The organism is Loigolactobacillus zhaoyuanensis, assembly GCF_003946385.1.
Classification (GTDB): Bacteria; Bacillota; Bacilli; order Lactobacillales; family Lactobacillaceae; genus Loigolactobacillus; species Loigolactobacillus zhaoyuanensis.
Genome location: NZ_RHOE01000010.1, coordinates 20,890 through 34,654 on the forward strand (window position 1 = coordinate 20,890; position 13,765 = coordinate 34,654).

The window sequence follows — 13,765 nt, forward strand, 5'->3', positions numbered from 1 at the left end:
AACGTTAAATGCAAGTCGATTCTAGGCTGCATTTGAAAACTCGTTCACTTGCTATTTTCCGATTCGCCTAGTGCAAATCGTGTTGCTTGTAATGTATAATTAGCCGGCTGTGCACTAGCATTATCTTTGATGATCTGAAATCCTAAATGCGCATAAAAATCCAATGCGACTTGATTACTTTTGACACATTTTAAACGCAATAATTTATGCCGCCGCTGTTGTAATGTCTGCAATAGCGCACGACCAACGCCTTGCCTTTGTGCAGCTGGCGTCACGATCAAAAGGTGAACGAAGCTAGCAGCTGGTTGAAAAGCGGCAAAGCCACAGATCACGCCCCTATTTTCTGCGACCACTAATTGTTCACCTTTGGTTTCCTTTTGTAGATCAGCCAACTGCGGTGCCGCCAGCCAAGTAAAAGTCTGTTGGCGCACTTGCAGATAAATTTGCGCTAACTGGGGTAAATCAGCTTTTGTTGCCTGCCGAATTAACATAAGTAACGCCTCCTTCATTTCATAAAAATATAGCTTTTTTAATAATGTAGCATAAATAGGTTGAAATAGTGGTTCATTTAGTCATCTACGTGAATAAAAAAAGCCTGCACTAAGGCAGACTGTAAAGAATTTAGCTAATTCCGAAAAAGGCGTGCATGAACAATGCGGCACAGGCAGCACCAACAAATGGTGCGATCCCTGGTACGATAATGCCATATTGCCAATCGCTATCAGCTTTATTTTTAATTGGTAAAATTGCGTGGGCGATTCTTGGTCCCATATCACGGGCTAAATTCATCGCGAATCCAGTTGGGCCGCCTAAGCCCATCCCAATTGCCCAAACCAGCAAACCAACACCAATTGGCACGATCCCTGGTGTTTTAACTTGCGAAATTGCTAGAATTCCAGAAATAAAGATAAAAGTATCAAAGAATTCGACAAAGAAATTACGCGGCAAGTTACGGACAGCTGGTGCCGTGGAGAACAAGTTACGGATCGTGATCGGTGAAACTTCATTTTCGGAAGCTTTAAAGTGATCAGCATACATGACCCAAACGATCATCGCGCCGACAACACCGCCTAATACTTCGGCAACTGAGTAGGGAATAAATAATGACCATTCTATGTTCCCAAGTAAACATTGCGCCAGCACCATCGCTGGGTTGATCGAAACATCGCCGAAAATAAACAGCGCAATCGTGATCCCAAAGCCCCAAGTCGTGATTGCAAAAATATGACCAGAGCCCCGATACTTAGTTCCTTTTAAAACCTCACTACAATGCACGCCAACACCAAAAATAATCATAAGCGCAGTTCCCATGAATTCTGCTAATAACTGATGAACCAAAATTTTTCCTCCTGAATTTAAACGCGTACAGGTTGCAGCACACTGATCAACTGTCTAGTAACAGCCAAAACAGCACGCCGCCAACGCCACCCGCGTTATTTTTGATGGTCGATCCAGGCATTTTGGCAACAAAAAAGCAGCCCTGGTACCGGCTGTCCGCTTAGTCTATCATTTATGTATAAATTCAAGAAGCTTTGTTTAGACTAACATATAGCGCTGTTTACCTATTTGCATGAAAACCACCTGCATAACCATACCATAGTTTCAGTGGGGATAATAGATGATTCCGTTTTCATGGCTGAAATATTTTACGCCATACAAAAAGAGCTCAGCAAGTATGCCAAGCTCCCACAAAAAGCTAACGATCAATCAATTTTACGACCTGGATTTAATAAATTCATTGGGTCGAGCAATGCCTTAATTTGATGCTGTAATTGATCAACGTTTTCGCCAAGTTCTTCATTATTCCACTGATTCTTCAATAAACCAACGGCATGTTCTCCAGAAATTGTCCCACCTAAGCGCAACGCTTCGCGGAACATTAATTGTAGGGCCTTAGTCACCTTAGCAGGGACTTCAGTCTGTTCTTTGGGCCAAATCAAGGTTGGATGAACGTTGCCATCGCCTGCGTGCCCTGCCGTATAAATTTCAACATCTAGCTCTTTCGCAATTTTAGCAATGTAATCCATCATGTTAGCTAGCTGCGATAACGGTACCGCCATATCTTCCATTACATGACTACCATTAGCGAAAACAGCAGGTAACATGTCTTGGCGTAGCTTCAAGATTGCTGCTTGTTCCTCTGGATCGCTGGTAACACTGATATGCTGAGCGTCGAAATTAGCTAAAATTCCCTGTACTCGCTGCAACGCTTCAGCACCGCCATTATCCAAACGTAAAATCAGCAAGGCACCATTGCCTTGGGCATAATGAGTGCCTTCATAACGATCTAACGCCGCAACTGTTGGGCCATCTAGTGCCTCCAACATAGCTGGATAGACACCAGAAGCACGAATCTCAGTTACCGCAGCAGCTAATGTTTTCATATCGGAGAAAAAGGCCATCCCAGTGATCGGCTGTCCTAACGGAATCGGCATTAATTTAACCGTCACTTCAGTAATAACGCCCAAAGTTCCTTCTGAACCAACAAATAGTTGCGTTAAATTATAGCCAAACGCTTGCTTTAAAGTCCGATGACCTAACGATAACTCACGGCCATCCGCCAAAATAACCTTTAAACCGAGTACGTTATCACGGGTCGCACCGTATTTGACCGTGCTCATTCCACCCGCATTAGTCGCTGTATTACCACCAACAGCTGAAATTGGTTTAGAACCTGGATCTGGTGCGTAAAACATACCTACTTCGCGAGCCGCATTATCTAAATCTTGATTGATCACACCAGGCTGAACAACCGCGACCTGATCAGCACGATTGACCTCAATAATTTTGTTCATGCGCCGCGTTGATAAAAGTAACGCATGATCTTCGCCGTCCGAACCGGAAACCGTGCTAGTCGCAGTTGCTTGCGGGATCACTGGTAGATGGAACTTGCGTGCAGTTTGTAAAACCCCTTGAATATCAGCTGTATCAGCGACTTCAATGTAAGCCAATAACTGACCAGAACCAGCGCCCATACCATATTTACCGGCTTGGTGCGGTGCTAATTCTGCAGCAGTTGTAATCACGGTTGCGTGTGGTGCATGTATCTTTAAAAACTCAATAATTTCATCATCTGTATAAGCTGGGAAAAAGGCCATTTTTAAAACTTCCTTTCGTGATAAGTGAAGCGTTATCCTTTAATACTTAAAGTATAAAGGTTACAAAAAGTAAGTGCAATAAATTTATCTGACTTTTTTTATTATCAGCTGATTTTTGTTAAGAACTTGACCGTTTATCAGCCAACGCTCATACTTAAATTAGACATGCATAGGGAGATGTTTTTTTGAATACTAATACAAATAACGCGATTCACCGTGGTTGGAATAAACGGATCGTTACCGGCAAAACATTGGCTGAATGTGATGAACACTTGGTCACCTACCTTAATCAACAAGATTACGGTTCCGGTGAATTTATCGTTTTGCATGAAGATGACGGTAAAAATATTAATACTGGTTACAAATTACCAGATGGCGACGTTTGTTACATTAGCTTCATGACTTATTCTAGTCGCCTATAAAAGTAACGTTACAGAGGTGGCACCATAATTTCAGGTTCTTTCTGAAAGGTGGCTGTCTTGTTAACTCGTAGGCAGAGTTAGTTTGGTGCCATTCCGGCGCTGGCGTATGGAACGCGTGCGACTTGAACTTGGTGGTCTTTGCCTTAGTTCAATCGACAACGGGAAGCAAGATCTGTTTAGCGGTTAAGCGCTAGTTTTGACACTTGTTAATTTAGTTGTTAGAAACGGGCGACAGTGCGACTTGAACTTGGCAGTTTCCGCCATAGTTCAATCGACAACGGGAAGCAAGATCTGTTTAGCAAATAAGTGCTAGTTTCTGATACTTGTCGAACTTAGTTGTTAAGAACAAGCGATAGTGGCGCGTTGGCAGTCTTAGAACACTATTTAATTGATTAGGCTTAATCGTCTTAGGTAATTCAATTAGGATCAATCGCCAATTGTTAGGGGCTCGCAGTTGTAAAAATAGAATATCTAAGCTTAAAACACCGGCAAAACAGTTAAAAGCTGTTTTGCCGGTGTTTTTATATTCTGATTATCACTAACTTTGCCACTTAGACAACCAATAATTGAATGTTCAACCATTGCCTGCTGGAATGGAGTCGCCAGTGGACCAGATGTGCCGATAGTTCTTGATGGCGGTCTGTGCCATTTAGAACTATGCGTGGCTGGCGAGATCCATTTTTTCGTCCGCTTTTGGGTTTATCTTAGGAAAAATTAGCTCGCCAACGCGCCACTCGTTCCGTCCACTGGCGCCGAAATGGAAGCCAATTGATTCTGCTTACAGCACAACTTTAGATTTTAATTGCCGATTGGACTTATTGCCTAAGTACGCCAAGCCCAGTCACATCGTTCATACCAAAATATACTAAAATAAGGTGGTATAATTAAATCAATTCGCAGCACCCGAAAAAGTTATTTGTGAAGTAGAGAGGAATGATATTCGTGCAACCACAACGAGTTCTTGATTTAGAGGGCGGTATTAACTTTCGTGAATTAGGTGGCTATCCCACTACTGACGGTCGTCAGGTCAAATGGCAAAAAATAATGCGTGCCGGCGGCTTGGATGAGCTAACACCAAGCGATATTGCGGCATTGGGTAATTATGGTTTGCGTTATGATATTGATCTGCGCTCCGAGCATGAAATGACTACATTTCCCGATCGGCTACCCGCAAAAACTGAGTTGATCGCGGCGCCCGTTTATCCGTTTAGCCAGCGCGATTCGCTAAGTGGTCTGAATATTCAATTGAAAGAGCCACAATGGGCTATGTTCTCACAGGTCTACCAACAAATGATCGCTGATCCACATCCCCAACAAGCTTGGCGCGCAATTTTTCAGGCCATGCTTGACGCAACAAGTGCCCGCGAAAGTGTGGTCTTTCATTGTGCAGCCGGTAAAGATCGCACTGGTGTCGGTGCGATGCTAGTACTCAGCGCGCTTAAAGTCGTGCCAGAAATTATCAAGCGCGATTATCTGTTGACCAACCAAATTTTCAGTGCTGATACCCGTCAAAGTATTGAACAAATTGTGGCGCAAAACGAACATGACGCTTTAACCAATCGGATGAATCAAACTTTATCAGTAGAAGACGCTAACTTTGAGGCAGTTTTTGCCACGATTCAGGCGTTTGGTGGAATCGATCGTTATCTGATCAATCAACTAGGCTTTACTGCCGCTGATATTGACACGCTGCGGACAAATTATTTGGAATGAGGTCAATCATGTCACCCAAAATGCTACAACTCCAAAATCAGCTGATTGCTGCTGCCCGCGAGTCACCGCTACTTATTTTTGAGGCAACTAGTCACAAAGATGGCAGTCGCTTTCGCGAAATCTCAAACCGGCGGCGTTACAAAAGTTTAACTGACATGTTAACAGAAAACTACGATTTTAAGATTTTAGCAACCGAACTACGCGTTAGTGAAACTGTAGTCCATTGGGCTTTGGCCGAAGCACGACTACATGATGAACCAGAAGACAGCGTTAATAAGGCCGCATTTAAAAAAGCCACTAACGCCGTTCTACACGAAAATAATATTGCTGAGAATATATAAGAAAAGCTTGAAGTTTGGTGTCTATCAACCAAATTTCAGGCTTTTATGCTGCTTAAAATAATGACGAACCAGCACCTAGATCATACCCCATCACTGGTCGTTGATTTAGCGGTTGCAATGCCCGGTTATTATCTTGTGGGAATAGTTGCCGATACTGCGCTAGCTGCTCAGGCGAAACGGTTAATGGTTCAGCAGCAACAAACCACTCAACCCCTTCGCTGAGCGGCGGCGTTGTTAATGAGCCTACATAACGATAAATCAGTCCACGCGTGGGTAGCAACGAAGTGAGTAACACGGCTTCTGGCAGCGGGAGTGCCGTTTTAGGGATAAATGCCGCTAACAATTGTGCCAGTTGCGGATTTTCTTTACCTAACACTGCAGTGACCGCAATAACCGCCTTTTGGCCCAATGTGTTTTCATGAACAAAATGCCATTCCATCACTGGTTTTTGCGCTTCTATTACGTGCTCAGCTGGCGCGTGGAAATGTAACTGCACAAAGCGATAATTTCGATGATCGAGTTTAGCGTATCCTTTTCCGGCTAGTTGCATATTATTGGCTTGATCACTTAGCGTTTCGCCATAATAAGGAACCTGCCATTCCAACAAGTCAGCGGCCTGGATCACTTGGCTAGAATCAACGTGCAATGCCACTGGCGACTGTTGTTGACCGCTACTAAACGACCAAGCCGCTTGCTGCATATAATCTAATTTTTCTACCATAAACAAACCTTCCTCTACTCCACAATTATAGGTTATTTTTGGACCAAAAATTTGATGTTTCGGTCGATGACCATTTTGATGGCCGCAACCTCGCTCATCAAAAACATGGCGCTACTCCACAATAGTGGATCATTTTTGGACCAAAAAACATGCTTACATTATTTTTTGGTCAACTCATCCCGTAAACGTGCGGCGAGATCATGGCGCGTTTTACGACGGCGATCTGCTAGCAACCGACTGAATTTCGGTTGTTGCTTTAACAAACGTTGAATACGGTCCAAGGCCTTTAATTCTTCTGGCAGCGTTTGTGGCGACCATTTATGAATTGCGCTGTCGTTACGCGTCACATAATGGTACTGTGGCGCGGCCGCGTAGTAGAAACAGTGCGTCTGCAACACATAAGCCACATTGAACAATTGATCTTCCAGTAATGTGATTTCCTCGTCAAATGTTAGTTGTTGCCGCTGGATCAGCGCCAAACGATAGCATTTATTCCACAGAAACCCCCGAATATCACCACTAGGTTTGAGCACATTGGTCAACATCGCTTGTCGATCTAGCACTTGCGTTTCCGCGCTACCAAATAATACTTTCAGACTGGGCCAATCAGTATAATAGCCACACATCGCCATATCTGCTTGCGGCTGCGCCATTTGTTCGCTGAAACTCGCTAAATAAGTTGGCTCGCACCAATCATCGCCATCGACAAAACATACATAGTCGCCACTGGCCTGCTGAATGCCTACATTACGCGCCGCCGAAACACCTTGATTGGTCGGTTGACGCCAGATATGAAATCGGTTGTCTTTTTGCGTCCACGCCGCCAAAATAGCCGCCGAATCGTCAGTTGAAGCGTCATCGATCAGCCACACGTTGAAGTTAGTGTACGTCTGTGCCTGCAAGCTTGCAAGACATTGCTCTAAGTAAGGTGCTAAATTATATACCGGCACGATCACCGTGAATTGTTTTTCCGCCATCATTTATACTTCCACCTCCGCTTTACGATCAACCCAGCTCCAGTATAGCAAATCTGTCTAAAGCTTTCTGTTAGAACAGGTAATAAGGCGAATGCTTTTTGGATCATTGACAAAAAAATGCACGTTTTAGTCGTATATAGCTAAAATTTAACGATAATTTTTAGATAACGTTCAGTTTTAGGTTGGCAACATGCTTTTTATATAGTAAAATAAGGGTTGTCGTTGATATAAACACGAACATTACCACAAATGCAGTTATAAACTATATTAGTTAAGGGGACTTCATTTTGAAAGCAAGTTTGGTGCATTACTTTGATTTAGCTCAGCTGCACACCACGATCAAACGTGAGGTATTAGCTGGTTTCACCACTTTTATCTCTATGGTTTATATTTTATTCGTTAATCCAAGCGTTCTCGGTGCTGCCGGGATGGATAAAGGGGCGGTGTTCACCGCCACCGCCGTAGCTAGTGCATTGGGTTGTATCTTAATGGGAATACTGGCAAAATACCCGATCGCGATTGCCCCTGGTCTTGGTGTTAATGCCTTCTTCGCCTATTCAGTCGTTATCGGGATGAAGATTCCTTGGCAAACAGCGATGGCCGGCGTTTTTGTGGCTTCACTAATTTTTATGTTGATCACCGTTTTAAAATTACGTGAGGCGATCATTAATGCTATCCCCCGTAATCTTAAATTAGCAATCGCTGCTGGGATCGGCCTTTTCATTGCTTTTCTTGGTTTACACGACGGCGGTTTGATCGTCGCCAACAAATCAACCGTGGTTGGTTTAGGCGCACTTAATGTAGGTACAACTTGGTTGACCATTTTTGGCTTGATCGTAACGGCCATTCTAATGGTGCGCAAAGTTCCTGGCGCTATCTTTATCGGTATGGTTGCAACTGCGATCCTTGGCTTGATCACTGGCTTGATCCACGCGCCGAGCGCTATTATTGCTGGCGTACCTAGTATCAAATCAACATTTATGGTTGGCGCCTTACATATTGGCGATATCAATTCAATGCAACTGGTGGTGGTCGTGCTCACTTTCCTGTTGGTCACATTCTTTGATACTGCTGGCACTTTAGTCGGCCTGGCTGAACAAGCTGGCTTCATGGTCAACAACAAAATGCCGCGCGTCGGTAGAGCTTTACTGGCTGATTCGACTTCCATGTTGGTGGGTTCCCTACTAGGAACTTCGCCAACCTCCGCGTACGTTGAATCTTCGGCTGGTATCGCCGTTGGTGGTCGCTCAGGCTTAACTGCTGTTACCACCGGGATACTCTTTATCGGCGGTATGTTCTTCTCGCCGCTTTTGTCCGTAGTCACTAGTCAAGTAACCGCACCTGCGCTGATCATCGTCGGCGTCTTAATGGCTCAGTCATTACGTGAAATCGATTGGAGCAAGTTGGAGATCGCCATTCCGGCTTTCTTAATTGTGATCGGTATGCCGCTAACCTACAGTATTTCTGACGGTATCGCACTTGGTTTTATCATGTACCCGATCACAATGATCGCCGCTAAACGCGGAAAGGAAGTCCACCCGCTGATGTACGCGCTGTTCTTCGTGTTTGTGCTCTTCTTATGGATCATGAATCAATAATCAAAGCCTATGAAGTCGCCTAGCGTTGGCGGCTTTTTTTATCCGCTATATTTAAACTACGCAAAATCAGCGCCATTAATTCTTACGAAAAAAAATAAGCGCGCTTGAACTGTTTTCAAGCGTGCTTAATAATTACGATTATTAAATTATTCTGCAGAATTAGGCGCTTCGATGATCACAATATCCTTCATTGACCGAATTTTATGGTGGCGCGCGGCTTCGATTTCACTCTTGCTAAAGCGTGTGGTATCGCTGATTGGTAGCCCCGGTAATAACCGCTCGCTGACGAATTTAATTTCATCTTCACGAATATTGCGGTTACTGTTGGTTAAGATCACATCCAAATGTTCAAAATTATCCACAAAGTACACGCTAGTATTGCCTAATGTGTACTTACGAAAATAACGAATCGCAGTATTGCCGTAAAGATAAGAAATCGTGTTAGGAATCATCTTGCGTAAACTTGTATTGACTTTGATCGGAACTTCGATTAATTTCATAGATGTCGATCTCCTCTACTCCACAATAGTGGATAAATTTTGTGCCAAAATTCTTTGATGCTACGGTCGATGGCCATTTTGACGGCCGCAGCCACGCGCGTCAAAAACATGGCTCTACTCCACAATAGTGGATAAATTTTGTACCAAAATTCTTTGATGCTGTTCGTCGATGCATCAAAGGCTGGCCTAAATATGATTCGGCAGCCCATTAGGCCGTACCAATGCTGTCTATATTTTAAGGTAAATCTTATTGAATTACCAGTTATTTACTCAGCGTTGGGGCACTTAACTTTCACACTGCAACTAGTTTGTCAGCTCGCTAGCTGCTGCTTGTCGCCGTTCATTAACTGACAGCTGTTATTTTTGCGAAAAAAGTTTACAATAATAGGGATTACTACTATGGAGGCTACTATTTTGATTACATTAAAATCTGCACGTGAAATTGAGGGTATGCGTAAATCTGGCGCTATTTTAGCTGGTGTACATTTGGGACTACAGAAGTTCATCAAGCCTGGCGTTTCAACTTGGGCAATTGAAAAATTTTCTCGTGAATATATCGAATCTCATGGCGCAACCGCCTCAGAAATCGGTTTTGACGGTTATAAATATGCAACTTGTGTCAGCCTTAACGATGAAGTTGCGCACGGCATCCCCCGGCGTGGCTTGGATGTTAAAAACGGCGATATCGTAAAGGTCGATATGTGCGTAAACCTTGATGGCTATGAAAGTGACTCCTGCTGGACCTATGCCGTCGGCGAAATTTCACCCGAGAATAAGCGCTTAATGGAAGTTACTAAAAAAGCCTTATACTTAGGCATTGATCAAGCTATCATCGGCAATCGGATCGGTGATATTGGTCACGCGATCCAACAATATACTGAAGTTGAAAATAATTTTGGCGATGTTCGCGAATTGATCGGCCATGGTATCCAACCAACGATCCATGAAGATCCAGCAGTTCCACATTACGGTGAAGCTGGTAAGGGATTGCGTCTACGCGAAGGTATGACCATCACCATCGAGCCCATGATCACTCGCGGTACATGGCGCTTAACCACCCGCGTCGTGCCCCACGATACTTGGGAATATTACGCTACTGAAGATGGTTCAATGGCTGCACAATATGAACACACCTTAGCAATCACCAAAGAAGGCCCTAAAATTTTAACCTCGCAAGATCCTGAATTTGACGCTAAATATTTATAAAATTCATTAAAATGTATCGGCATTAATTTGCGGGTACATTTTTTATAGTCTCAGCCGCACTTAACGCGCCAATGCGTAAAATACGCGACCGCAAACTTGGTTACTACTCACTAAAAATAGCTTGACAAATCAGAACGTATGTTTGTATGATAGAGCTATCACTTGGAAAGAAGTTGAGCGTTTATGCCCCTTACTGATACACCGATTGAAGCTATTCCAATCAACCTTGATACCTATATTGTGCTCCACCCTGAAGCCAGCTACGATCTAGAAGTCCGGCGCCAACAAGCGACTAGCAGTTATACTGTGGGGAAAATGAATTACAAGTATCACCACGATACCTTTGCTTCTTTTGTGTTTAAAATCTTTCCAGAAATCACCTTATTGGATATCCATAATTTACAGAAAAAAATCAACCGCTACATCCCTTGAAAGTTTGAGCACACTGCGCTAAGTTGTTAGGTAGAAAGTAGGCTGAAGCCAGTGTTAGAAAATACCGCAACCACCAAGTTAGCCCCAGAAACTAAATTATCAGCGCAACAACAAGAACTAAAAAAGCGCGTGCTCGCTTTTTGTGAGCAACATTTAATTCAGCAGCAAACTGGCTTATTTGTTATTCAAGGCGCAGCCGGTACCGGTAAAAGTGTTGTCCTGAGTGCACTAATGGCTACTTTACAGCGAGGCCGCAACGACGCCACCAGCCCGTTTTACCAGACTAATAATTATTTGCTCGTCAATCATCCCGAGATGTTGAAAACCTACAAACAAATTGCGGCCGATCAACCTTACTTACGCAAAAAGGACTTCATGAAACCAACGCCATTCATCAATCAAATGGCTAAGCAAGCGACGACTGCTGATATCGTACTGGTCGATGAAGCCCACCTACTACTGACTAAAAGCGACCGTTACAATCGCTTCAATCAAGAAAATCAATTAGCTGAAATTTGCAAACACAGCCGAGTAGTTATTTTAGTCTTTGACACCCACCAAGTTTTGAAAATGAAAAGCTACTGGGATCAGGCTAAATTAGCGGCATTAATTGAAGCTCAGCCCCACGAAATTTTTCATTTGACCCAACAATTTCGAGTCCACGCCAATAGGGCAACCCAGCAGTGGTTAACCGCGCTAGGTACCCAAGGCCAGTTATTACCGCGACCAACTGATGCCGATTTTGATTTACGAATTTTCGCTGACGCCAATTTTATGTACCAACAATTATGTCAACGTGACCATGAATATGGACTTTCCCGTTTAGTGGCCACGGCCGACTTTCCCTATAAGCTAGACGGCAACACTTATTACGTCACTGCACCAGGGTTTAAGCTACCGTGGGATAAAAATATGGACCCGAACGTAACTTGGGCTGAGCGTCCCGAAACACTGGATGAAGTGGGCTCAATCTATACGATCCAAGGCTTTGACCTCAATTACGTTGCCGTTATACTTGGGCCCTCAGTCACCTATGATGCCGCAACCCAGCGCCTTAAGCTACTCCCCAACAATTACCAAGATCACGAAGCGTTTAAGCGCCGATCCGACCTAACCACGCAGCAGTCGACCCAGGTGAAGCAGCAGATCATCCTAAATTCGATCAACGTATTACTACAACGCGGGCGCTATGGCTTATACCTCTACGCTACTGATCCGCAGTTACGAGCTAAATTATTATCACTATAAAAAATAGGCTGACAGTTTGAGCTGCCAGCCTTATTTTATCGGTTTAAATTGTCAGCACTACGCTATTAGCTCCTGATATTTTTTCAAAAATAACTTTAGCTTAGTTGCGTTTATGCAAATTTTAATGTTGCTTGACCATTGACTGCCTTAAACAAATCCACCCAATGAGTCAAGGTCAGCGCAGTTTGACCAAGTTCAGCTTTGGCAATCTGTGATTGCGAAATATTCGTTTTTGCGGCCACATCCGCTTGGGTCATATGGGCGATACGCCGGGCTTGTTGAAATTTAATTGCCATTTTGATTTCCGGCGAAATTGATAGAACTTCACTGATATCTTCATGTTTAGCACTAGCAACAATTAAGTGTGCTAATTCAGCTTCTGTGATTTGATGATCTAAACCACCGCCAATTAGAGCTAATATTCTGATTGGTACTGTAGTATCCAACATTTTACTATCAGCCATAGTCGCTTCAGCGTATTCGATTGAATCAGCCGGATAGTGATTGATGGTATTACTGATCAATTTACGTTGTTCCAGGACTGCATGATAGTCGGTTAGATCGATTTCATTATCTACTAGTGGCATTGTACTAGCCTCCGTTCAATTAATTATCAAGATATTTATGCAGTAATTGTTGCCAGTCAAATTTGAATTGGTCATTTGGCCAATAATGATCAATGAAATACTTATTACGCAAGCTTTTGTATTTAATAGCCATAACTGTATTATATCATGTAATTCGTTTAAAGAATTACATGATATTCCTTTCCTTGTGTTATTTTGCAGATACTATTAAAATTCGCAAAATAAGCAGTTATCATTGTCTAATTTAGTTAATGATTAGTGGCATGCATAATAATCCTCCGGTAACTTGATTGCGCTAATATTTAACTATCGTGCTGCTCAACTAAAGTTCCAGATAAAAAAATAGGCTGACAGCTCAAACTGTCAGTCTATTTTTATCGATTTAAATGTAAGCGTGTTATTTAGCTCGTTGACCATAACCACGCTTAGATTTATACCCCGCGTCGAGGATCATCCGCATGTCAGCAATATGCCGTTGTTTAGTTACTTCCGCCTTGGCGCCAAAAACATACCGCGCCCATTCGCGTTGGTAACCAGGGGTTAAGTCATCAAAGAATTGTTTAGTTGCGGGGGCATCATTAAGTAACTCACTTACTTGTGGAATATCAACTTCGTAATCCGCGAGCGTTTTCTTTTCTACCATTTAAAATCGACTCCTTTAGTCATTTTCCTGATTAATAGCATATCAAACCCTAGCTAAAGTGAAAAGACCCTGAGCAAAAATGAGAATCATTTAATAAGCATTCTAATTGAGAACATTTTTCATTTAGCCTAGCCAGACACAATTTATTCTGTTAAAATAAGTAGCTAAACAGAGCGTTTTTAATTAATTTTTAATCAGATATTAATTTACCGAATTATTATCTAAAAGTCTTCCTATACTCACTTAAATAAAGCGTTTTTCCGTTAAACTAGAACTATG

The 13,765-nt window shown here is 43.0% G+C and carries 15 protein-coding genes; 7 read left to right on the forward strand and 8 right to left on the reverse strand.

The genetic code is table 11. The features are described 5' to 3' along the window. Window positions 1-44: 44 nt before the first annotated feature. The 3 genes from EKM76_RS03620 to EKM76_RS03630 form a co-directional block, all read right to left on the reverse strand. Window positions 45-491: a GNAT family N-acetyltransferase gene (locus EKM76_RS03620; protein WP_125549333.1), complete on the reverse strand. Its 447-nt coding sequence runs from the start codon at window positions 489-491 to the stop codon at window positions 45-47. Window positions 492-621: 130 nt separating this feature from the next. Further along, window positions 622-1,338, reverse strand: coding sequence for a D/L-lactic acid transporter LarD (larD, locus tag EKM76_RS03625; protein ID WP_125549334.1), 717 nt, complete (start codon window positions 1,336-1,338; stop codon window positions 622-624). Window positions 1,339-1,703: 365 nt separating this feature from the next. Then, window positions 1,704-3,098: an FAD-binding oxidoreductase gene (locus tag EKM76_RS03630; RefSeq protein WP_125549335.1), complete on the reverse strand. Its 1,395-nt coding sequence runs from the start codon at window positions 3,096-3,098 to the stop codon at window positions 1,704-1,706. Window positions 3,099-3,283: 185 nt separating this feature from the next. On the opposite strand from EKM76_RS03630, the gene EKM76_RS03635 reads away from it, so the two are divergent. The 3 genes from EKM76_RS03635 (at window position 3,284) to EKM76_RS03645 (ending at window position 5,574) form a co-directional block, all read left to right on the forward strand. Next, window positions 3,284-3,520, forward strand: a complete 237-nt coding sequence (locus EKM76_RS03635) for a hypothetical protein (RefSeq protein WP_125549336.1) — start codon at window positions 3,284-3,286, stop codon at window positions 3,518-3,520. Window positions 3,521-4,453: 933 nt separating this feature from the next. Then, a complete protein-coding gene (locus tag EKM76_RS03640) occupies window positions 4,454-5,233 on the forward strand; it encodes a tyrosine-protein phosphatase (RefSeq protein WP_225417865.1) in 780 nt (259 codons plus the stop codon). Between the two features lie 8 nt (window positions 5,234-5,241). Further along, window positions 5,242-5,574 carry a hypothetical protein gene (locus tag EKM76_RS03645; RefSeq protein WP_125549338.1) on the forward strand — a complete coding sequence of 111 codons (333 nt, stop codon included), beginning with the start codon at window positions 5,242-5,244 and terminating at the stop codon, window positions 5,572-5,574. Window positions 5,575-5,626: 52 nt separating this feature from the next. On the opposite strand, the gene EKM76_RS03650 is transcribed toward EKM76_RS03645, so the two are convergent. After that, window positions 5,627-6,295 (reverse strand): carbonic anhydrase family protein, encoded by a 669-nt coding sequence (locus tag EKM76_RS03650; RefSeq protein ID WP_125549339.1) that lies wholly within the window; start codon window positions 6,293-6,295, stop codon window positions 5,627-5,629. 158 nt (window positions 6,296-6,453) lie between these two features. Next, a complete protein-coding gene (locus tag EKM76_RS03655; protein WP_225417866.1) occupies window positions 6,454-7,275 on the reverse strand; it encodes a glycosyltransferase family 2 protein in 822 nt (273 codons plus the stop codon). 284 nt (window positions 7,276-7,559) lie between these two features. Here EKM76_RS03655 and EKM76_RS03660 point away from each other — a divergent pair, with 284 nt between their 5' ends. Beyond that, window positions 7,560-8,870, forward strand: a complete 1,311-nt coding sequence (locus EKM76_RS03660; RefSeq protein ID WP_125549340.1) for an NCS2 family permease — start codon at window positions 7,560-7,562, stop codon at window positions 8,868-8,870. Window positions 8,871-9,016: 146 nt separating this feature from the next. Here the strand turns inward: EKM76_RS03660 and EKM76_RS03665 are convergent, their stop codons facing one another. After that, the gene (locus EKM76_RS03665) at window positions 9,017-9,370 is read right to left on the reverse strand and encodes a DUF1827 family protein (RefSeq protein ID WP_125549341.1); all 354 of its coding nucleotides are present in this window, start codon (window positions 9,368-9,370) and stop codon (window positions 9,017-9,019) included. 414 nt (window positions 9,371-9,784) lie between these two features. On the opposite strand from EKM76_RS03665, the gene map reads away from it, so the two are divergent. The 3 genes from map (at window position 9,785) to EKM76_RS03680 (ending at window position 12,256) form a co-directional block, all read left to right on the forward strand. After that, the gene (map, locus tag EKM76_RS03670; protein WP_125549342.1) at window positions 9,785-10,576 is read left to right on the forward strand and encodes a type I methionyl aminopeptidase; all 792 of its coding nucleotides are present in this window, start codon (window positions 9,785-9,787) and stop codon (window positions 10,574-10,576) included. 183 nt (window positions 10,577-10,759) lie between these two features. Further along, complete coding sequence (locus EKM76_RS03675; RefSeq protein ID WP_125549343.1) at window positions 10,760-11,008, forward strand: hypothetical protein; 249 nt, start codon at window positions 10,760-10,762, stop codon at window positions 11,006-11,008. Between the two features lie 51 nt (window positions 11,009-11,059). Further along, window positions 11,060-12,256 (forward strand): DUF2075 domain-containing protein, encoded by a 1,197-nt coding sequence (locus tag EKM76_RS03680; protein ID WP_125549344.1) that lies wholly within the window; start codon window positions 11,060-11,062, stop codon window positions 12,254-12,256. 110 nt (window positions 12,257-12,366) lie between these two features. Here EKM76_RS03680 and EKM76_RS03685 read toward each other — a convergent pair whose 3' ends face one another. Then, on the reverse strand, window positions 12,367-12,843 hold the full coding sequence (locus EKM76_RS03685) for a helix-turn-helix domain-containing protein (RefSeq protein WP_125549345.1): 477 nt from the start codon (window positions 12,841-12,843) through the stop codon (window positions 12,367-12,369). Between the two features lie 397 nt (window positions 12,844-13,240). Further along, on the reverse strand, window positions 13,241-13,486 hold the full coding sequence (locus tag EKM76_RS03690; RefSeq protein ID WP_125549346.1) for a YdeI/OmpD-associated family protein: 246 nt from the start codon (window positions 13,484-13,486) through the stop codon (window positions 13,241-13,243). Window positions 13,487-13,765 lie beyond the last annotated feature (279 nt).